At 42.2% G+C, this 20,832-nt stretch carries 20 protein-coding genes, 1 tRNA gene and 1 pseudogene; 15 read left to right on the top strand and 7 right to left on the bottom strand.

Features of this window, described 5'->3' with window-relative positions:
- The first annotated feature begins 13 nt into the window (after nucleotides 1-13).
- Nucleotides 14-1,027 carry a glycosyltransferase family 2 protein gene (locus tag CYLST_RS15055; RefSeq protein WP_015208580.1) on the top strand — a complete coding sequence of 338 codons (1,014 nt, stop codon included), beginning with the start codon at nucleotides 14-16 and terminating at the stop codon, nucleotides 1,025-1,027.
- A 46-nt stretch (nucleotides 1,028-1,073) separates the two neighbouring features.
- The gene (locus tag CYLST_RS15050) at nucleotides 1,074-2,303 is read left to right on the top strand and encodes an MFS transporter (RefSeq protein ID WP_015208579.1); all 1,230 of its coding nucleotides are present in this window, start codon (nucleotides 1,074-1,076) and stop codon (nucleotides 2,301-2,303) included.
- Between the two features lie 63 nt (nucleotides 2,304-2,366).
- On the opposite strand, the gene CYLST_RS15045 is transcribed toward CYLST_RS15050, so the two are convergent.
- Nucleotides 2,367-2,440, bottom strand: a tRNA-Arg gene (locus CYLST_RS15045).
- A 35-nt stretch (nucleotides 2,441-2,475) separates the two neighbouring features.
- Between CYLST_RS15045 and moaC the strand changes: the two genes are divergently transcribed.
- Complete coding sequence (gene moaC, locus CYLST_RS15040; protein ID WP_015208578.1) at nucleotides 2,476-2,985, top strand: cyclic pyranopterin monophosphate synthase MoaC; 510 nt, start codon at nucleotides 2,476-2,478, stop codon at nucleotides 2,983-2,985.
- Between the two features lies 1 nt (nucleotide 2,986).
- Here the strand turns inward: moaC and CYLST_RS15035 are convergent, their stop codons facing one another.
- The gene (locus CYLST_RS15035) at nucleotides 2,987-3,184 is read right to left on the bottom strand and encodes a DUF2795 domain-containing protein (RefSeq protein ID WP_015208577.1); all 198 of its coding nucleotides are present in this window, start codon (nucleotides 3,182-3,184) and stop codon (nucleotides 2,987-2,989) included.
- Nucleotides 3,185-3,571: 387 nt separating this feature from the next.
- Between CYLST_RS15035 and CYLST_RS15030 the strand changes: the two genes are divergently transcribed.
- The 3 genes from CYLST_RS15030 to CYLST_RS15020 all read left to right on the top strand — a co-directional run bounded on the left by CYLST_RS15030 (nucleotide 3,572) and on the right by CYLST_RS15020 (nucleotide 4,475).
- The gene (locus CYLST_RS15030) at nucleotides 3,572-3,829 is read left to right on the top strand and encodes a hypothetical protein (RefSeq protein WP_015208576.1); all 258 of its coding nucleotides are present in this window, start codon (nucleotides 3,572-3,574) and stop codon (nucleotides 3,827-3,829) included.
- A 115-nt stretch (nucleotides 3,830-3,944) separates the two neighbouring features.
- The gene (locus CYLST_RS15025) at nucleotides 3,945-4,253 is read left to right on the top strand and encodes a DUF3181 family protein (RefSeq protein ID WP_015208575.1); all 309 of its coding nucleotides are present in this window, start codon (nucleotides 3,945-3,947) and stop codon (nucleotides 4,251-4,253) included.
- A 3-nt stretch (nucleotides 4,254-4,256) separates the two neighbouring features.
- Nucleotides 4,257-4,475: a hypothetical protein gene (locus CYLST_RS15020; protein WP_015208574.1), complete on the top strand. Its 219-nt coding sequence runs from the start codon at nucleotides 4,257-4,259 to the stop codon at nucleotides 4,473-4,475.
- Here the strand turns inward: CYLST_RS15020 and CYLST_RS15015 are convergent.
- Nucleotides 4,462-4,674, bottom strand: a complete 213-nt coding sequence (locus tag CYLST_RS15015; RefSeq protein WP_015208573.1) for a hypothetical protein — start codon at nucleotides 4,672-4,674, stop codon at nucleotides 4,462-4,464. The genes CYLST_RS15020 and CYLST_RS15015 overlap by 14 nt on opposite strands.
- Nucleotides 4,675-4,677: 3 nt before the next feature.
- On the opposite strand from CYLST_RS15015, the gene CYLST_RS15010 reads away from it, so the two are divergent.
- Nucleotides 4,678-5,427 carry an SDR family NAD(P)-dependent oxidoreductase gene (locus CYLST_RS15010; protein WP_015208572.1) on the top strand — a complete coding sequence of 250 codons (750 nt, stop codon included), beginning with the start codon at nucleotides 4,678-4,680 and terminating at the stop codon, nucleotides 5,425-5,427.
- A gap of 37 nt (nucleotides 5,428-5,464) precedes the next feature.
- Here the strand turns inward: CYLST_RS15010 and CYLST_RS15005 are convergent.
- Both CYLST_RS15005 and cobW read right to left on the bottom strand, forming a co-directional pair.
- A pseudogene (locus CYLST_RS15005) lies at nucleotides 5,465-5,944 on the bottom strand (ABA4-like family protein).
- Nucleotide 5,945: 1 nt separating this feature from the next.
- A complete protein-coding gene (gene cobW / locus CYLST_RS15000) occupies nucleotides 5,946-6,980 on the bottom strand; it encodes a cobalamin biosynthesis protein CobW (RefSeq protein ID WP_015208571.1) in 1,035 nt (344 codons plus the stop codon).
- A gap of 209 nt (nucleotides 6,981-7,189) precedes the next feature.
- On the opposite strand from cobW, the gene CYLST_RS14995 reads away from it, so the two are divergent.
- Both CYLST_RS14995 and CYLST_RS14990 read left to right on the top strand, forming a co-directional pair.
- Nucleotides 7,190-8,434 (top strand): AAA family ATPase, encoded by a 1,245-nt coding sequence (locus CYLST_RS14995; protein WP_015208570.1) that lies wholly within the window; start codon nucleotides 7,190-7,192, stop codon nucleotides 8,432-8,434.
- A gap of 6 nt (nucleotides 8,435-8,440) precedes the next feature.
- Complete coding sequence (locus CYLST_RS14990; RefSeq protein WP_015208569.1) at nucleotides 8,441-9,028, top strand: hypothetical protein; 588 nt, start codon at nucleotides 8,441-8,443, stop codon at nucleotides 9,026-9,028.
- Nucleotides 9,029-9,154: 126 nt separating this feature from the next.
- Here the strand turns inward: CYLST_RS14990 and CYLST_RS14985 are convergent, their stop codons facing one another.
- Entirely contained in the window at nucleotides 9,155-9,871 is a 717-nt protein-coding gene (locus CYLST_RS14985) for a biliverdin-producing heme oxygenase (protein WP_015208568.1), read from the bottom strand.
- Nucleotides 9,872-10,675: 804 nt separating this feature from the next.
- Here CYLST_RS14985 and glmM point away from each other — a divergent pair.
- The 6 genes from glmM (at nucleotide 10,676) to CYLST_RS14955 (ending at nucleotide 18,298) form a co-directional block, all read left to right on the top strand.
- A complete protein-coding gene (glmM, locus tag CYLST_RS14980) occupies nucleotides 10,676-12,151 on the top strand; it encodes a phosphoglucosamine mutase (protein WP_015208567.1) in 1,476 nt (491 codons plus the stop codon).
- A gap of 73 nt (nucleotides 12,152-12,224) precedes the next feature.
- Nucleotides 12,225-13,871, top strand: a complete 1,647-nt coding sequence (hpsL, locus tag CYLST_RS14975) for a hormogonium polysaccharide biosynthesis protein HpsL (RefSeq protein WP_015208566.1) — start codon at nucleotides 12,225-12,227, stop codon at nucleotides 13,869-13,871.
- 82 nt (nucleotides 13,872-13,953) lie between these two features.
- Nucleotides 13,954-14,934: a hormogonium polysaccharide biosynthesis glycosyltransferase HpsN gene (hpsN, locus tag CYLST_RS14970; protein ID WP_015208565.1), complete on the top strand. Its 981-nt coding sequence runs from the start codon at nucleotides 13,954-13,956 to the stop codon at nucleotides 14,932-14,934.
- 76 nt (nucleotides 14,935-15,010) lie between these two features.
- A complete protein-coding gene (hpsO, locus tag CYLST_RS14965) occupies nucleotides 15,011-16,183 on the top strand; it encodes a hormogonium polysaccharide biosynthesis glycosyltransferase HpsO (protein WP_015208564.1) in 1,173 nt (390 codons plus the stop codon).
- Between the two features lie 173 nt (nucleotides 16,184-16,356).
- Entirely contained in the window at nucleotides 16,357-17,532 is a 1,176-nt protein-coding gene (gene hpsP, locus CYLST_RS14960) for a hormogonium polysaccharide biosynthesis glycosyltransferase HpsP (protein WP_015208563.1), read from the top strand.
- Nucleotides 17,533-17,659: 127 nt separating this feature from the next.
- Complete coding sequence (locus tag CYLST_RS14955; RefSeq protein WP_015208562.1) at nucleotides 17,660-18,298, top strand: peroxiredoxin; 639 nt, start codon at nucleotides 17,660-17,662, stop codon at nucleotides 18,296-18,298.
- Between the two features lie 114 nt (nucleotides 18,299-18,412).
- On the opposite strand, the gene CYLST_RS14950 is transcribed toward CYLST_RS14955, so the two are convergent.
- Entirely contained in the window at nucleotides 18,413-20,749 is a 2,337-nt protein-coding gene (locus CYLST_RS14950) for a dynamin family protein (RefSeq protein ID WP_015208561.1), read from the bottom strand.
- Nucleotides 20,750-20,832 lie beyond the last annotated feature (83 nt).

Here is a 20,832-nt window from a genome sequence, read left to right as displayed (position 1 = left end):
ACGCAGAGGAATTATGAGGAGTGGGTTGATTTCTGAAAATCTGGCTGGGGAGAATGGGGCAATTTTTGTCAAGATCCCAGACGTTTCCGTGGTGGTGCCGGTGCGTGATGAGGTGGAAAGTTTGCCGCTGTTGCTGGAGGCGATCGCTAATAGTGTGAGCGCTAGTGGGTTGAGTTATGAAATTATCTGTGTGGATGATGGTTCTACAGATGGTTCTGCCCAATTGCTCAAGCAACAAGCGCAAATCCGCCATGATTTAAAAGCGGTGATTTTGCGGAAAAATTACGGACAAACTGCCGCTATGGCTGCGGGGTTTAATTATGCAGCCGGAAAAGCGATCGTCACTTTAGATGCTGATCTCCAAAATGACCCAGATGATATCCCCATGTTATTAGCCAAGTTAGAGGAAGGCTATGATTTGGTTAGTGGTTGGCGGCATAAACGTCAAGATGCAGCTGTTTCCCGGTTACTCCCTTCTAAAATTGCCAACTGGCTAATTGGCAAGATCACTGGGGTAGTGTTGCATGATTATGGCTGTTCCCTCAAAGCCTATCGGTCAGAATTGGCAGCAGATATGAACCTCTATGGAGAACTGCACCGATTTTTACCAGCTTTGGCTTTCATTGAAGGGGCAAGAATTACAGAAATCCCCGTGCGTCATCATGCCCGTCGCTTTGGTCGCAGTAAGTATGGCATCTGGCGGACATTTCGCGTCTTGATGGATTTGTTAACTATCTCCTTTATGAAAAAGTTCCTCACACGCCCAATGCACGTTTTTGGGCTTTTGGGCTTAAGTTCAATGGTTTCCGGCTTGGGGATAGGAATATATTTGACCTTCCTCAAATTGGCTTTTGGTGCGATGATTGGCAATCGCCCTTTGCTAATTTTGGCGGTGCTGCTGCTGGTAACTGGAGTGCAGCTATTTAGCTTCGGTCTTTTGGCAGAATTACTCATGCGTACCTACCATGAATCCCAAGGAAGACCCATCTATCGCGTGCGGGAGGTAGTGGCACAAAATGCTAAGTAATGTAACTATGGGCATTAAACACACCTAGCATTAAATTGCATCTGTTTTGAAAATTTTTCAGAATTTTGATACCCATCTGCGGCAGAATCTGCTGATTTTATTTACAGCAGGTTTATTATTCTGGTCTAGTATGGCGGCGTTGTTACCAACTTTACCCCTTTACATTGAGTCCGTGGGGGGAAGCAAACAACAAATTGGCCTTGTCATCGGCAGTTTCGCCATCGGACTGTTGCTGTTTCGCCCCATGTTGGGACGGCTAGCAGACCAACGTGGACGCAAATTTATTTTGTTGATTGGTGCAATTGTGGCGACGATCGCACCCTTTGGCTATATAGCATTCAGATCACTTTCTCTCTTGATTTTGGTGCGGATCTTTCATGGTATTAGCATCGCCGCTTTTACCACTGGCTACACCGCCTTGGTAGCAGATTTAGCTCCGGTCAAAAATCGTGGTGAAATCATTGGTTATATGAGTCTAGTGACTCCCATTGGTTTAGCAATTGGCCCTGCCTTGGGAGGTTATTTCCAGGCTGCGGCTGGTGATCAAGTCTTATTTTTGTTAGCTGCTGAATTGGCTTTTGTGGCGGTGTTGGGTATAGCCCAAATGACCAATCCACCCGTACAAACACAGATGAAAACAGCGGGTAAGGATAGTCAATTTTGGCAAATTCTGATCAGTCCACGGGTGAGGGTGCCATCTGCGGTTATGTTGCTAGTTGGTGTGTCGCTGGGGTCTGTGCATACTTTTGTGGCCTTATTTATCAAATCAACGGGAGTGGATTTGAATGCTGGGTTATTTTTCACCGCTGCGGCCATCTCTAGTTTTGTGATCAGGCTGTTTGCCGGTCGGGTAAGCGATCGCGTTGGTCGTGGATTGTTTATCACTTGCAGCATCATTGCTTACACTTTGGCATCATTAATATTATGGCAAGCCAACAGCGCGATCGCATTCTTGCTAGCAGCGATCGCTGAAGGCTGCGGCGGTGGGACGCTGATTTCCATGATTACTACCATGATGGCAGACCGCTCACTCCCCCAAGAAAGAGGGCGAATTTTTGCCATCTCCATCGCTGGATTGGATTTGGGAATGGCGATCGCTGCCCCGCTTCTCGGTGCTGTCGCTGAACTTGTCGGCTACCGCAATATGTTTGGTTACGGTGCAGTTTTAACTTTTGTGGCACTGCTAATCTTTCTCACCCAATCCAGCAAAGGCTTTCTCAATTCCCTGCGCTTTTCCCTTGGTCGTGGTCAAGATGCCTATGCCTTAAACAAATAGAAAAGTAAAGACATGATAAACGTGTTTTTACACTCATCATGTCTCTACAATGTTTTTCATTAACGGGCGAGGAGGGATTCGAACCCCCGACACCGTGGTCCGTAGCCACGTGCTCTAGTCCACTGAGCTACACGCCCCTGTTCAGAAACTTATAATAGCACTATTAACCCAAATGACGCAAGAGAATTTTCCAACTAATTTTGCCAACCTCACTCATCTAGACCACGAGGGAGAAGCACAGATGGTGGACGTGTCTGGTAAAGCGCCCACCGTCCGCCAAGCAGTAGCCACAGCCCAAGTGCGAATGCTGCCAGCCACCTTCGCCGCCATTCAAGCCGGAAATGCTCCGAAAGGAGATGTATTGGCAACTGCCAGGTTAGCTGGGATTATGGCAGCCAAGCAAACATCTAATTTGATTCCCCTGTGTCATCCGTTGCCCTTGCAAAAAATTACAGTCGAGGTGACAGCCAATCCCCAACTACCTGGTTATCAAATTTATGCCACAGTCAAAACCAAAGCCGAAACAGGTGTGGAAATGGAAGCTTTAACCGCCGTTTCGATTGCGGCTTTGACTTTGTACGATATGGCGAAAGCCTTAGAAAAATCGATTCAAATTGAATCAATTCGTTTGGTAAGTAAGACTGGCGGGAAATCTGGAGATTATACCCCGCCAGAATTATAGGCTACTGAATCTCACCTAAAGCTTTGTTGAGTTCGGTAGGGCTTTCATACTCTTCGTCTTCTGGCAATTGCTCTAATAATGAGAGAATTTCCCTATCAGCACCTTGCTTTCTAGCATGATCAATCAATTCTTGTTTATCAGCAGGATAGTCAACACCTTTTAAGTGTTTTTGGATTTCAACTGGGTTGGTTTTAGCCATTTTTCTTCTACCTATAAAGGTTATTTATATCTTCACAAGTTGATGTATTTACATCCTCTATCAAAAGATGAATCATTGTTAACTTATAAGAGTCTAAAGTCAGATAAAAAAGGTCATTCGCTCGGTTGATGAAGTTTTTTATAACTTGATACGTGTAACTTTGGATAATACTAAATCCGGTTATTAGTTGAAATTTAAAACAGAGTTATACACCTCATGACGACGAAAAGTAAATTTTCAAATAAGCGAGATATAAAAGAAATTAGAGTGATCCAAATTCTTGCTATCTCAGGTAGCCTTCGGACTGCCTCGTCGAACACAGCTTTGCTTCGTGCCCCCAAAACCCTTAAAATGAATATGGTGTGTTAAAGTCTGTAACAAATATTTATGCCTCCTCGCTGGCCTCGCAAACCCGATCGCAAAGACCCCGATTTCCGCAAGTTAGACGACCTGATGAATTTTGCCATACATGTAGGAGTCGCCGCTACGATTAATTCTGGGTTGTGGTTTTTCCATATCTTGAAAGCAACTACCTGGGAGTGGCTGCCGTTGTTGACCCTAAGTTGGGTAGGAGTGTTGTTGGTGCATCTGATTTATATTCGGGCGATCGCCAATTACTCCGAAACACCACCCAAGTCCACCTGAAGAGGGACTGCTGAAGCTAGGGCAAATGTAACCTGTGGGGGTAGTGTCAGCCTAGTTAATTGAGCGATAATACTAAATAGCCTGAGAGTTTTTGCTCTTTATATAGGGTTATTTTATGGCTAAAACAAACACCACGGAACTACTGGAAGCCCTAGCATCTGAAATTGGCGAAACCGTCTACATAGACATTGCTAAGTGGCATCTTTATCTATCCGATGCCAAACTGCACAGCATTGTCGCTGAACAGTTGTATCCATTAATTACTTCCAAAGCTGTTAACGAAGACCAAGTGATGGAAGTATTGGCATCAATTCCAGTTAAAATTGGCGGCGGCAGACGGGAAATTTCTTTAATCGATTTATTACCTCTGCAATGCCAAGTCAGCCTTGTAGATATTTTAGAAAAGTATCAGCGCGAAATATAAATTATGTTTTTACAACTCAAAGATACCGAAGATTTGGTAAAAATTCTTGACCTTCAAGAATTAATCGACCCCAATAGTGCTACCGTTCACGCACAAGACCAAGAAGGTGAAGAAGAACAAGACCCTGATACTTTTAAAAAAGAAAATCTGGTCTTTCCTTCCGGTGAACGTCTACCGCGCTGTTGGTTAGATGCCAACTATCGAACAGCTAAAGCTTCTTAATTTGATAATTGGGTAATGGGTAATCAGATTTTTCTAATTTCCCATTACCAAAACTTTCAAAGCCAACTTTCTTTGTTTTGATACCACCCAATAAATCCGTTATTTCAGCCACTGTCGCCCCTTCATTCTGCTGAAACTGCGGAAAATACCCCCTTGCTTTCTGATAAACTAATAACAATATTTTGTAAAAGGAATTCATTTAGTGTCAGAGCAACTTATTGATAAAGTTGCCATTGTTACGGGCGCTGGTAAAGGCATCGGCCGGGCAATTGCTCTCACTTTCGCTAGTGAGGGGGCGAATGTTATTATTGCTGACAAATCTCCCGAATTAGCCATTGAAACTGCGGATGCAATCAAAAAACTGGGTAGAAACGCACTCGCTATACCGATTGATGTCACCCATGAGCAAGCGGTGGCTGATATGGTGTTACAAACACTTACAACCTTTGGTAAAATCGATATTTTGGTGACGAATGCTGGCATTCAGCGTCGATATTTTGTTGCTGACTTACCGCGTGCTGAATTTCAGGCTATGTTGGATGTCAATTTACTAGGTGCCTTCTTCTGTTGTCAAGCCGTATTACCTAATTTCTATAATCAACGCCAAGGCAATATCATTTTGATAGCTTCGGATTCGGGTAAACTTGGCTATGCATACAACTCTGCATATTGTGCCAGCAAATTTGCTGTACTCGGCTTTATGGAAGCATTAGCAGATGAAGCACGCGCCTATAAAGTCCGCGTCAATGCGCTGTGTCCTGCTGGGGTGAAAACAGATATGGGCAAAACTTTACTAGAGGCAGATGGTACTCCGGTGAATGACAGCTACTTTATGGAACCTGAAGAAGTGGCAGATGTGGCGCTGTTTTTAGCTTCCCATCAATCGCGTGCTATTCATGGGCAAGCAATCAATGTTTACGGTGGAGTTGATTACCGCCTGATGCGAGGGTAAAACTCAGCATCAAGCGGCAATTAGTCATGATTAAAACCTACATTCCAGTTGATGACGCAGTTTTTTCTACTACTGTTGCTGCTTCCGTTTCAGAACGCGGAAAGAAGGTTTTAGTTATCCAGTAAGTCAAGATGTGAGAAAGCAATCCCATAGGGCCAGCAAACAAGCAGAGGGAGAGGGAATGAAATGTCCAAATTCCTGTTTTCTGTCCTTCCCAATATATCCATCTACCGACAAATAAATCCATAACTAGAAAATGAATCCAGCCTGTAGCAGCGGCTGTTTCATCGCTAAAAAATCTCGCAATATCAGCTAATGGGGGATTTGATAAAGCCTGGGCATTTTCTGGTGTAATGCTGCTAACAAACAAATATAGATACGCCACAGCTAAGACCACAAAAGGCAAATAGGATTCCATTATCCGCCGTGTTACTTTCTAGTTTGGCAGAAAAATCATCAATGTCCAAAATGGCAAGACAAAAATATTAGCAATGCTAAATAGTTGTGTGATATTCATCTTACAAAGCCACAAGTTGTGATTCGATTTCTGAATATTTTAAATCACGACCGATGAAAACTAAGCGGGTTTGCCGTAATTCTTCTGGTTGCCAAGGACGATCGTAAAATTTATCAAATCGAGTCCCGACACCTTGCATAACTAGACGCATGGGTTTATTAGGAACTGCCACAAAGCCTTTGATTCTGTAAATCTCCTGTTGCTGTGCCAGTGTTTGCAGTTGTTTTTGTAGCTTTTCTGGGTCAAAGGCACGGTCTAAAATTAGGTGAGTTGAGGTAATCTCTTCATCGTGGTCGTGGTCTTCTTCACTGTCGTGATGGCTGGGACGGCTATCTAAATTATCTTCAACTGCGGCTTGAAATCCTAGCAATATTGATGCATCTAGTTTACCGCCATCGCTGGCGACTATTTTCACCACTCTGGGTAATTCTTGTTTAATAAATTCCTCAACTCGCGCTTGTGTCTCAGCATCTACTAAGTCGGTTTTATTCAAAACCACCAAGTCTGCACAAGCAAGTTGGTCTTCAAACAGTTCTTGCAATGGTGTTTCGTGTTCTAGACTATCATCTGCTTGCCGTTGGGATGCGATCGCTTCTAAATCACTAGCAAAGGTTCCCGCAGCCACCGCAGCACAGTCTACCACGGTAATTACAGCGTCAACAGTGGCAGCGTTGCGAATTTCCTGCCAGCGAAAAGCTTTAATTAGGGGTTTTGGTAAAGCTAAACCAGAGGTTTCAATTAAAATACAGTCGATGCTATCTCGCCGCTTAATTAACTCTAGCATCGTCGGAAAAAATTCTTCCTGTACGGTACAGCATAAGCAGCCGTTAGTTAATTCAAAGATATTACTGTCACCATCTTCGGGGCAAATTTGACAGGATTTTAGTAATTCGCCATCAATTCCGAGTTCCCCAAATTCGTTGACTAAAACAGCAATGCGGCGTCCTTGGTTGTTTTGTAGTAGATGGCGAATTAGGCTGGTTTTACCACTACCTAAAAAGCCTGTGATGACTGTGACAGGAATTTTTGTTGCCATGTTTTGTGTATAATTTTCTTAAACAGCTTATATTTTACACCATACGCTACAAAATCAATTAATGGGCTGAAAGCGTAAGTAAGCATCAACTTACTACATCAATTATTTATATTGGTATTTGTATATTTCTATTATGCGAGAATGATTTATGGTGGGTCATTCGTTAAATTGACGGTAAAGGTTAAACCGGATGCTAAAGGAGTAGTCAAATGCTAAAAGAACTTCACTTAACGTCTATTGGGACTGCTCCTCAATTTGATGTTGAATTTAGTGATAGGATCAACATTTTTACTGGGGATAATGGACTAGGTAAAAGCTTTTTACTTGAGGTTGCTTGGTGGGTACTTACTGGAAATTGGGTAGATCAACCCGCTTATCCGCGAAAACTAACAGAAGAACATCCTGAAATTATCTCCAAAATTCACACCAAATATGGTGTAAGGGACTATGAGAGCGGCTTTAATTTTTCTGCACAACAATGGCTGAGTAGGCATTTACTTCCTGAATTAAACGAGGTAGTTATTTTTGTTCGTGTTGATGGTGGCTTCTCTATTTTTGACCCTGCTCGCAACCATAAAGATGCGTATAGTTTTACTCCAAATACACTTTGGAATGGCTTGAAATTAAAGGGAAAAGTTCTTTGCAACGGTCTAATTCACGATTGGGTAACATGGCAGAATCGACCACACAAGATGCCATTTCAACTTTTATCTGATGTAATCAAAAGACTTGCTCCTCATCCTGATGAATGGATAGAAATAGGAGAGCCAACGCGAGTATCTGTGGATGATGTGCGAGACATTCCCACAATTAATCTTCCTTATGGTAATATTCCTATCACCCAAGCATCAGCAGGAATGAAGCGTATTCTCGGACTTGCTTATTTGTTGGTATGGACTTGGTACGAACACGAAAAAGCTTGTGAACTACGAAAGCAAGAACCGATGAATCAAATAGTTTTACTAATTGATGAAATTGAGTCTCACCTGCATCCTCGCTGGCAAAGAGTTATTTTACCATCTATTTTATCTGTGGTAAATGAGTTAAAGCCAAATATGCCAATACAGGCTTTAGTCACTACTCATTCTCCACTTGTGCTAGCTTCATTAGAGCCAATCTTTGATGAAGAGCAAGATAAATTATTTCTATTTGAATTGCAAGAAAAAGAAGTAGCATTAAATGAAGTTAACTGGACTAAACAAGGAGATACAGTTGGATGGTTAACCTCAGAAATATTTGGACTCAAACAAGCTCGTTCTCAAGAAGCAGAAACAGCGATTGAAGCCGCAGAAGCTTGGATGCGTGATGATGATATGAATGGTTTTCCAGAATATTTAAGAACCCAATCGCAAATTCATCAGGAACTCGCAAAACTATTACCAGGACACGATCAATTTTGGCCGCGTTGGATAGTCACTTCAGAGAAAAGAAATTCTCGGTTATTTGGGGCATAGTTAAAGATGCTAAATTTAAATCCTCCCCCGGAACCACCAGATTTTGATGCAAAAGCACGACAATTAGGTAATAGTTGGTTAGCGAAAAATCCAGATACAAAAAAAAGACCGAAAGAATATTGGTCAGTTTTTAAGAGCTATTTAGCTGATGGTTTCGGTAATCTTTGTGGTTATAGTGCTATGTATGAACCTGTTGGTACTGTAGACCATTTCTTATCTTGCGAAAATTATCGTCACTTGACTTACGAATGGAGTAATTACCGTTTTGCTTCTGCTTGGATTAATAGTAGCAAAGGTACTCTTGATGATAAAGTTTGTGATCCGTTTCAAGTTGGGGATGACTGGTTTGAGATTCTGTTACCTTCCCTGCAATTAGTCTTAACTGATGCAGTTCCAGCAGAGGAACACCAAAAAGCCGAATTTACTCTACAACGATTACATCTACGCGATGATGAACGAGTCATTCGTCAGCGTCAAGCATGGTATCAAATGTATCTTGATGGTGAAATAACCCTGATAGGATTAGAAAAAAAGGCTCCTTTGATTGCTCGTGCAATTAGAAAACAGCAGCAAGAAACTTCTTTGCCAGAATAAAGAGCGATATCATCAAAATTTAGGGGCGATCGCACTCTGGTTGGTTTCATCAATCGAAAACAATCACAGGACAATCGCCCCTAGATATTTTGAGCGTTTTTATTAAAACTCAGTATTCAGTACTCATTACTCAGCAGTAGCAAGTTCGGTAGCACCGCGTGTTCGCTTCCGTGTCAGGGCGTTGAACACCATGATACCAATGGCTTTGATCAAATTGCCTTCTAATTCTTGGAACATCTTCATGTTCACCCCAAAAGCGGCATTTGCTTCTTCGACGATGCGATCGCCTGTAGCATCATCAATGGGCATTTCGTCCAAGTTTTGCCGATATTGGGCTTTGAATGCCTTCTCATCGGTAATATCTGCAAACTCATAAAAGGCAGTACCTTCACCATCAGCCAGTTTCATCGCTGTTTGGGCAATACCTTTGAGAATTTGTCCCCCAGATAAATCGCCGAGGTAACGGGTGTAAGAATGAGCGACTAGCAATTCTGGGGCTGTGGCTGATAATTCCCGGATGCGCTTTACATAAGCTTCACCAGCGGTAGATAATTGGATTTGCTCCCGCCAGTTATAACCGAAGTAATAATTCAGGTCTTGCTCTAAGGTATGCTTGCGATTGAGTTCTGGAAAGTAAATTTTCCCAACAATCGGGTGGTTTTGGTGCTTTTCCATCTCTTCTTCCATCGCTGAATAGATGAAGTAGAAGTTAGCAACCAGTTTCCGATAGGAGTTCTTCTCCACAACTCCCTTTAAAAAGCACTTGACAAAACCTACATTTTCTGCCATTGTGTGGGCTTTTTTAGTGCCTACACGTAGTTTGGCGGCTAAATTGCTGCTCATACTAAATTTCTCAACTTTAAAAAGTTAACTGCCAGAGTTTTGATTTACAAACGACTAAAAAGGCCATTAAAACGCTACATTAAAACTATTTGATGAGAATTTATATTAAAATTTCTTAAGTTCACATAAATTGTAGTGTTTTACACAGCAATCGGCTAAGGGCTAGAATCCCTGAATTAGCAACCCTTTGGGGGAAATTTAAAATGTAAAACGCTCTCATTCTAATTCTCACAGAAGAATCTACTCGCTCAAATGATCAGGCTGCGCTTTTTGTTTTTGGTCTAATTAAACTTAGATTCTCTGTCCAGGTACTCGAATTCAAACATCATCTAAAATTTCTAGATTATTAAAAACAATTAATCATATTTGAGCAGGTTTTACTGGTAGAAACGGCAAATTATTCGGGAATTATGAGTAAATTTACCAAATCCTCCGATGATCGGCAGAAAAATATTTACAGAAACTAAAAATGATGGTTTTAATCATTAATTCATGCGATTTGCCGATTTGTTGAGCTAGGCTGACAGGTAGTTATTATCTAATTACTGCCAATATAATATCACTGGAAACAAGACTGATAATTTTAGCTAATCTCTGTCACTGTTATTCTGTCAAGAAATATGAGCTATCGCCTTGGTTTATGCCCTCCTCGGTTGCTTTGTCAGGGATATGGCGGTTAATACTCGTATCGTCTTAACCTGAAGTACTCAGTAGATAGTAATGTGGAAAAAATATTCTTTTGGAATTGTTGAACAACTTGTAAAGTGTTATTCTCCAGTGTGACTGTGTGGAGTGTTTAAACGTATGGTCTTATCGATAACTCGGACTCAAGGCGGCATTCCTGGGGGTTCTGCTTCCGAATCTGAAGGATTGGAAATAGGAAATGAGAGTAGTTTTGCGTTCAACTTAATACCGCTACCTGCGACTTCCTTATTTGGTACAGATGGGATTCGCGGACGAGTGGGAGAATTGCTGAGTGCGCCTTTAGTATTGCAAGTTGGGTTTTGGGCGGGTATTGTTTTGCGTACCCATGCAAATCAAGTTGGGCCAGTCATTCTCGGACAAGACTCGAGAAACTCTAGCGATATGCTAGCGATGGCCTTGAGTGCAGGGTTAACAGCAGCGGGGTTAGAGGTTTGGTATTTGGGATTATGTCCTACTCCCTGCGTCTCTTATCTCGCCAGCATCACTGATGCTATCGGCGGGGTAATGATTTCTGCTAGTCATAACCCGCCAGAGGACAACGGCATTAAAATTTTTGGGGCGGATGGTGCGAAGTTACCCCAACGATTGCAGGCAGAAATTGAGGCGGGACTGCGTGGCAAAATCTCACTGGCAAAGAGTGTCAGTCATTGTGGGCGGCATTACTCGCGACAAGAGTTAATTAAGCATTATAGTAAAGCGTTACAAACACCCTTGCATAGTGGTGTCAATCTTCAGGGAATGAAGATTGTTTTAGATTTAGCTTGGGGGGCAGCAGTCGGGTTAGCACCTGCGGTATTTACAGAAATGGGTGCAGAGGTAATCTGTTTGCATAACGAAGCAGATGGCGATCGCATTAATGTTAACTGCGGTTCAACTCACCTAGATATTCTGCAAGCAACAGTTAAGCAGCATCAAGCTGACTTAGGCTTTGCCTTTGATGGCGATGCCGATCGCGTTTTAGCTGTAGATAACACCGGCAGACAAATCAACGGCGATTACATACTCTACCTCTGGGGACGCGATTTACAACAAAAGCAACAGTTGCCAGACAACCTGATTGTTTCCACTGTCATGGCTAACTTAGGCTTTGAGAAGGCTTGGCAACAGCTTGGTGGTAACTTAATTCGCACAGCAGTTGGCGACCAATATGTACAGGCAGAAATGTCTAGAACTGGGGCAATGTTAGGCGGCGAACAATCAGGTCATATCCTCTGCCCTCATTATGGAATTACCGGAGATGGCTTGTTAACAGCCTTGCATATAGCCGCTTTAGTGAAACAGGCTGGTGTTTCTTTAGGGGAGATGGTAGATCAAAGCTTTCAGTTATATCCGCAACTATTACATAACGTGCGCGTAGTAGATCGCGATCGCCGTTTAGGGTGGAAAGATTGCCAACCCTTACATAATGCGATCGCCCGTGCTGAAGCGGCAATGGGTGATACTGGGAGAATTTTAGTCCGCGCCTCCGGCACAGAACCAGTGATCAGAGTTATGGTGGAAGCCGCCAATGCTGAACTTGCCAACCACTGGACAAATGAATTGGTGTCACAAGTCCAACAACACTTAGCCGAATAGAGTACTGAGTGCGGAGTGCTGATTCATTTGTAGTACTCCACACCATGCATTCTTTACTCACCCATGGAAACTTATGGCAAAACCCAAGAAATCCCCGCGCTCAAAAAAGCAGACGCCAGCAGCAACACCCACCCTTAGCCTCAAAGAACAGTTAGCCCAAAAGCGCAAAGCAGCCCAAGCGCGAAAAGAATTCACCAGCTTACTCACCACCGCCTCCGCTGGCGGTTTCTTCTTGGGCATTCTGCTCTTTTTCGTAGGTGGCATTAAACTGGCAATTACCGCTACGGCGGGAATTATCATCATGTCTTTTGCCTACAAATACCCCCGCCAAGCTATGATTGCCTTCATCATTTATGTGCCTATGGGGGGTACCATCACCTACTACTTGGGTAATAGTCCTATACTCCAATTAGCTAAAGATGCTTTTTACCTGCCAGCGCTAATTGGACTTTGGCAAACTTGCCGTAAGCAGGGAGTACCCTTTATTATTCCCCCAGGCATTAAAACCCCACTGTTGATTGTCTTGGGTTGCTGTCTACTAACTTTAGTGTTTATCAATGGTGGACAGCAGTTCAACCCCCCTAGCGGGGGACTCATGGCAAAAGCAAGCAACGAAATCCCTCTAGGCATGGGAATTTTGGGATTAAAAGTATTTTTAGGCTACGTACCCCTGATTAGTTGTGCTTACTATCTAATTCGCAATCAGCGAGATTTTCTATTTTTATCACGCCTCCAAGTTACCCTCACACTTATCTGCTGTGGACTTGGATTTATCCAATACATGTTACTACTAACAGGAGTATGTCAAGGCACGAGAGGTCTCGAAGGAAACGCCCTATTTGTCACATCACTAGATGCCCGGTGTTATTTTGGGGGAGCGCTCTTATATAGTCCCGAAGAGGGCGTAATTCGCCTCCCAGGAACATTTGTAGCTCCTTGGCAGTGGGCCTGGTTTTTGATTTCCAGCACCTTTTTTACCTTTGCTACTGGCTTCTCAGATCCCTCGATAATTTGGCGGCTAGTCAGTTTAGGTTCTTTAGCATCGGTCTTTATCAATGCTGTAGTCTCTGGGCAGAGAATTGCCTTAGCCTTAGTACCAACTTGTTTTGTGATTTTGCTATTGCTCACAGGTCAAATTGGCAACCTGAAAAGGTTTATTCCCATAGGAATAGGACTCGCCGTTATTTTGGGGATTGCTATGGTGACGAATCCTACTGTTGTGCAAGACAGAACAGCGAGTTTTACAGATCGTTGGGAAGCTTCACCACCGCAGGAGTTTATAGTCCAACAATTTAAGGAAAATTGGAAGAATGTTGATGGACCTATAGGAAGTGGCTTAGGTCGAGCCACTAACTCTGCCAGGGCGATGGGTTCAACCAAGCTAGTAGAGACCTACTACCCAAAAGTACTTTATGAAGTGGGAATTGTGGGAGTACTCACCTTTCTGGGGTTGGTTACCACCTTAACAATCGTTGCTTTTAAGACTTATCGCCAGATAAAAAACCGTAATTACCGCACTTACGGTGCTGCTGTGTGGGTGTTTATATTGTTTATTAGCTACAACACCTACTACTACCCTCTGGATGTTGATCCAGTGGCTGTCTATTATTGGTTTTTTGCTGGAGTTCTGTTCAAATTGCCACTACTGGATAAACAAGATCAACAAAATGCCGAGTCTCAGCCAAAAACACCGACAAAACGCCTACGAGTAAAATTTTAAGAGAGATAAAAGCGGCAGAGGTATACTGAAGTTTATGAAAATCAATTTTTACCGAGTTATCGTCTAACCTAAAAAAAATAATATGAGTGATTATCCCTTCATTTCAGTGGTTATCCCGACATACGGCCGCGAAAAAGTTCTGCGTGATAGCCTTGTAGACTTGTTGAAGCAAGAATATCCAAATTTTGAAGTTTTGGTGGTAGATCAAACGCCAAAACACGAACCAGATACTCAAGCTTATTTAGATGCGTTGGCAGCAGCAGGTAAAATTAAATTATTCCACTTAGATTGGGCGAGTCTGCCAGGAGCAAGGAATTATGCTGTGCGGCGGTCAACTGGTGAAATCATCTTGTTTATTGATGATGATGTGCAGTTAACCCCTGGATTTTTAGCAGCTCATGGGAAAAATTATCTGCAAAACCCAGAGGTGGGGGCTGTTGCTGGTCGGGTATTTGACAGAATGAAGTTGGGTGATTCTGGTGGAGAAATGCAGATTGAATATCTACCTCCCCAGGCAATGGACCCAGGAATTGCTTGGTATCATATTGATTTAGTGCATACGACTAAACCCCAACAAGTGCTGACAGCTAGGGGGTGCAATATGTCGTTTCGCCGCGAAATCTTTATCAAGTACGGATTGAGATTTGACGAGCGGTTTGGCGGTAGTGCGGTGCGGGAAGAATCAGATTTTTGTTTGCGGCTGCGGCAAACGGGATATAAGATTTGGTATGACCCAGAAGCTTATTTGGTGCATTTAGGGGAAGAGACGGGGGGTTGCCATGATATTAGTATGCGATCGCTCCAATATCAACTCACCTTCTACCACAACCATTTCTTAATGGGGCTGAAAAACCTGACTGCTACCCAAGCTTTACGTCTATACGCCCGTTTATTTGATTGTCACGTCTTGGGACACCCCCCTTGTTACAAAAGCGGTTCCCCGATAAAAATTGTCACTCGCGGTATTTTCTACATTTTGGGCTTTCTTAAAGCCTTGGGTACAGTCATCCAATCAATATGGAATGATGGGCAAGTTTACAGTAAATTGGATCAACAAATTTAGAATTTTATAACTCTATATTTCAGTAGACTGAGCATTAATCAGCCTACAATTACCAATTACCAATTACCAATTACCAATGAGAATTCTAGTTGCCAGCCACACATATATTGTAGACCTCAATTGTGAAAAACTACGCGCTTTATCCCAACTAGACCCCAGAATTGAAGTGACAGTTGTCGTACCAAAGTGCTGGCGGCCAGGCGGTGTCCAAAACAAAATTATTGAAACTGAATACCGGGATGAAGGCAAATTTAAAATAGTTCCTATTTCTAACTTTAGTCAAAATCATCAAGCCCTCCTCACTTTTGGCGCTGATTTGATATCTTTGATGCGACAGTTTCGCCCCCAAATTATCTATGTAGAACAAGGGTCTAGAGGTTTAGCTTATACTCAAATGATTGTCCTAAATCAGCTATTAGGACTTAAAGCCAAAAATGTATTTTTTACTTGGTGGAATCTACCCTACGAACTGAAATTACCAGTTGCTCTTTTAGAAAAATATAACCTTAAACATAGCCACGGCATTATTAGCGGTAATCAGGATGGTGCAGAAATATTACAACAAAGAGGATATCAAGGGCCAATTAAAGTCATACCGCAACTGGGTGTGGATGAAAAATTGTTTGTTTCTCACCCACAACCAGAATTAGCTGCTAAATTGGGCATTAAAACAGGGGATTTTGTTGTGGGCTTCGTTGGGCGTTTTGTCCCAGAGAAGGGTTTGTTAACACTTTTACAAGCCTTGGTAACTTTGCCTGATAAACCTTGGAAATTACTGCTGCTAGGACGAGGAGAATTGCGAGACGAATTAATTAGAACAGCAGTAGAAAACAACATTCAAGACAGGGTAATTATTGTAGAAAGTGTTCCCCACGATGAAGTCACTAATTATATTAATTTAATGAGTACTTTGGTACTGCCTTCAGAAACTACTTACAAGTTTAAAACTTTAACGGCTGTAGGCTGGAAAGAACAATTTGGCCATGTGTTAATTGAAGCAATGGCTTGCAAAGTACCAGTTATTGGTTCCGACTCTGGCGAAATTCCCTATGTAATTGGTGAGGCTGGCTTAATCTTTCCTGAAAGCGATGCTAAAGCGCTGGCTAATTGTTTATTGCAACTAATAGAAAATCCAGATTTAGCCCAAAGTCTTGGTGAAATCGGTTATCAACGAGCAATGGTTAAATACACAAATAAAGCTTTAGCACAGCAACAATTAGATTTTTATCAAGAACTTGTTAGTAGTTAGTAGTAATTAAACTTCTTGGAAAAGCCAATTTTATGAAAATGAAACCACAGATAAACCACAAGATTTACACGCGTAAATCAGGGTGTGTTTATCTACGGTAAATTATAAGAAAGTATAATTTTTGCCAGAAGTCTAGAAATTATTAGTAAACAACAACTGACAACTGACAAAAAATGAAGATATTACAAATTGTTCCCTCGATTTCCCTGATTTATGGTGGCCCTAGTCAAATGGTACTAGGACTAGCTCCAGCTTTAGCTAGAGAGGGTGTAAAAGTTACAATTCTCACAACTGATAGTAATGGCGATTCTGGGCAAAAATCCCTGGATGTTCCTTTAAATCACCCAGTAAAACAAGACGGCTATGAAATAATTTACTTCCGTTGTGCGCCATTTCGGCGCTATAAATTTTCCCTGGACTTACTACGTTGGCTAAAACGCCATGCTCATGAGTTTGACATCGCCCATATTCATGCTTTATTCTCTCCCGTAAGTAGTGCCGCTGCGACCATATGTCGTCAACAAAAGCTGCCTTACATTTTGCGTCCTTTGGGAACTCTCGATCCTGCTGATTTACGCAAAAAAAAGCAATTAAAACAGTTTTATGTGGCTATTTTAGAACGTGCTAATTTAGCAGGTGCGGCGGCTATTCATTTTACCAGCGAACAAGAAGCCAAAGTATCAGAAAGGTTTGGCGTATCTACGCGGGATTTGGTAATTCCTTTAGGCGTGATTCCTCTAGTTGGAGAGAAGGGGAAAGTACGGAGTCAGTTGGGTATTCCCGGTGATGTGCCTTTGGTGCTGTTTATGTCGCGAATAGACCCGAAAAAAGGGTTAAATTTGTTGATTCCGGCACTAGAGAAACTATTAGCAGAAGGCTACAATTTTCACTTTGTTTTGGCTGGGACAAATCCCCAAGACCCAATTTATGAAGAGAAAATTAAGTCTCAAATACAAAATTCCCCACTGCGATCGCACACTACGATTACTGGCTTTGTTAGGGGTGAACTAAAGGCTAGTTTACTACAAGCTGCTGATTTATTTGTTTTGCCATCATACTATGAAAACTTTGGAATTGCTGTTGCTGAGGCGATGGTAGCCGGAATACCTGTGGTAATTTCTGACCAAGTGCATATTTGCCAGCAAGTAGTAGATAGTGCCTCTGGTTGGGTGGGAACAACGGATGTGCAATCACTCAAAGATTTGCTGCAAGAAGCCTTCAAAAATCCCGCTGAATGCCAGCAGAGGGGATTAAATGCCCAAAAATATGCCTTACAGCATTTCAGTTGGCATGCGATCGCTCGTCAAACTATCCTTGCCTACAATCACATTATCGCCAACCAAAAATAAAGGAGACTTACATCTGAAAACTTAAAATTTTGTTGCAAACCGCTGAAGCCCGATGGGGGAACCGGTGTTTTGTGTCATTATGGCAGAATAGAACACATATGCCTTTTTAACTACTAGGGAATCTCGCATGACTCTCCGTCTTGGTGACACAGTACCCAACTTTACGCAAGCCTCGACACACGGCGACATAAATTTTTATGAATGGGCAGGTGACAGCTGGGTAGTGCTGTTTTCTCACCCTGCTGACTTTACACCTGTTTGTACGACTGAGTTAGGCACTGTTGCCAAACTGAAACCAGAATTTGATAAGCGCAACGTTAAAGCGATCGCACTCAGCGTTGATGATGTAGAATCCCACAAAGGATGGGTGGGAGATATCGAAGAAACCCAAAGCACCACTCTTAACTACCCAATTTTGGCAGATTCAGACAAAAAGGTTTCTGACCTTTATGATATGATTCACCCCAACGCAGCTGCAAACATCACAGTGCGTTCCGTCTTCGTTATCGACCCCAACAAGAAACTGCGTCTTAGCTTCACCTACCCCCCCAGCACAGGACGCAACTTTGATGAACTATTGCGAGTAATTGACTCCCTGCAATTAACTGATAATTACAGCGTAGCTACCCCCGCTGACTGGAAAGATGGGGATGATTGCGTGATTGTCCCCTCACTCAAAGATCCAGAAGTACTCAAAGAAAAATTCCCCAAAGGTTATCAAGAAGTCAAACCCTATCTGCGTTTGACTCCTCAACCTAACAAGTAAGTTCCGAAGATTATTCAGCACAACACACGTAAAGGCGCTAAGTCATATCTTGGCGTCTTTGCGTTTTTGCATCAGCATAAAATGCGTTAATTATGAGGAAAATTTGGGAGAAAGCTAGTTATTTTTAGCCGATAAAATCGTGTAAGCTTCATTAACTGACCTCATCTTCTCTTGCGCTTGCTTTTGCAGTTGTGGCTGATTCACAAATAAATCTGGATGGCATTTTTTCACTAAAGTTCGATAAGCCTGTTTGACTTCAGCAAGGGAAGCACTCGGCTGTAATCCTAAAATGCTATAGGCGCGAGTAATTTTATCTTTTTCTACCAGGTTATTAGGTTGATTAGGTGCTTTATTGCTTTGATTTGGCTGCTTACCAGTTTGCGAACCAGAGGAACGCATTTCAGCTTTCATCCGCGCTATTTCCTCATCTAGTTCCCAATTGCGGAATTTCGCCTCTACCTCTTCAGGACGCGGTGATGGTGGCGAAACTGGCTGACGCGGCAGTTCTACCTTTTTCTCGGTATTTGGAGCAGTGTTTTTCGGCGGTGGTGGTGAGGAAACTTTTTGACGCGGAAGTTCTACCTTTTTCTCGGTATTTTGAGCAGTATTTTGCTGCGGTGACGGTGAGGAAACTTTTTGACGCGGAAGTTCTACCTTTTTCTCGGCATTCGGAGCAGTATTTTCCTGTCTTTGCTGGTTCGTAGTCTGATTTACTGGGGAAGATTCCTTAGTGGTATTTCTAGATTTTGGTACTTCTTTATAAGGTTGATATTTGGCAGGTATATTTGCTTTTGCTAATTCTTGCAGCAATTGATTAAAACCATTTTGCAACCGCTGCACATCTTCCCGCTTCTTAGTAATTTCTAACGGTTCCTGACTAACTTCAAAGTGAATCACTTTTGCTGCTTTCTGCTCATATTCAGCCAAAATTGATAATCCTTGACTGCTAAAACGAGATAAATAATTTTCAGCCGCTGCTATACAAATTTTGGCAACCTGTTGATGGTAAGATTCCTTGGCTGATTGTTCATCTTGTTTTTGAATATTCTTATTTAATAAATAGGAAATACTGCCAACAACAGCCGCTCCCACTGGTCCACCTAATAACCACCCAATGCCACCACCTACGGCTATCGAACCAGGTTCATCCAAATTATTATTATTAGTATTATTTGGCTTCAGGGGTAGAGTTAATTCTGGTTCGTTGGGGAAAGGAATTAATAAGTCTTCTGGTCTTTCTCCCTGGAAAAAATCATAAGCTTGATAAAGCCATTTCACCACAGCTAACTGTAACTCTGTCAGGTCTTTTTTTAAGCTACCTACTTGCCAAGCTTTAAAGCTATTTTCTGCCATCGCCATAGCAGCATCAGCTTGATATTTCGCCAGCAAATTGGGTAAAGATATCCAATTGCGTAACTCAAAAATGCTAGTACTAAAGCCTTGTTTAATTAGGTTAGCAGCTTTCTGCTTAATTTCAATTTTAGCATTTTGTTTATCATCAAATAATTTAATTTCAATAGCTAGAGTATAAATCTTAGCAATTAATAATGGTAGAATTTGCGAGGCAATTGCCTGCACTCTTGGCAAGCGCACACCGCCGCGATTTTGTTGCAAAATTTCCACAATATTTTGTAAAGCTGTTTCAAAAGCGGCTAAACCGCTACTTTGTGCCGCCGCAACATCACCTTTTAATCTTGCTCGTAAGGCAGGTAAAGCATCAACTCTATATAAATTACTAAAACCAGGAGGTAATTCCGCGCGAAAACTTTCAGCCATAAATAGCAGGCGATTTTGGATTTGTTTTTGCTCGTCTGGTTCAAGTAAGTTAATAAAATTAGCAACAAAGATAACTGTTTTAATGCCGCGATCTAATAGCCAATCTCGCAAGTTTTCCCGCTCACCTAAAGTCATTAACTTGCGTGCATCTAGTAATTGGATAACTAAGTCTGCATTTAAAAGGCGATCGCGCACTAATTGATCTTGTGCTTCTCTGTCATTTGTCCCTGGTAAATCAACAAATTCCACACCCGTTTCCAAGAAGGAATGGGGACAAAAAACTTCCACAGACGCCACATCTTTTCGCATCTGCCTATTGCCATCAAGAATGGCAAACTGTTGTAAAATTTCTGTCCCACTGCGGTAGATTTCTGTACCATCTACCAACATAATGCGAGTTCGCAAATTTGTGCCATACTTAACAGTAATAGCTGCACCTGTTGTCGGAATCAAATCTATCGGTAAAGTGCGATTTCCCAGCATGGCATTTATCAAAGTTGACTTGCCATGATTAAAAGGGCCAAATACCGCAATCCGTAAGCTGGGATTAGCCAGATGATCGCAGATGGTAATGAGATCTTGATGCAGTTGCGATTTACGCTCTAAATTTAGTAATACAGCCGCAGATTTAAGAGAATCTGCAAGCTCCCTGTAACCTTCGTACTCTTGTTGCATAAATCCCTATTCCATAGGTTCGTTTCACCCCTCCCTGCTAGCAGAGAGATGTTAGGGGAGTGATTGGGAAGTGAGGTTAATCG

It is taken from the genome of Cylindrospermum stagnale PCC 7417 (assembly GCF_000317535.1).
GTDB lineage: Bacteria > Cyanobacteriota > Cyanobacteriia > Cyanobacteriales > Nostocaceae > Cylindrospermum > Cylindrospermum stagnale.
The sequence above is the reverse complement of the archived record's forward strand: the minus strand, read 5'-3'. Positions and strand labels throughout refer to the sequence as shown.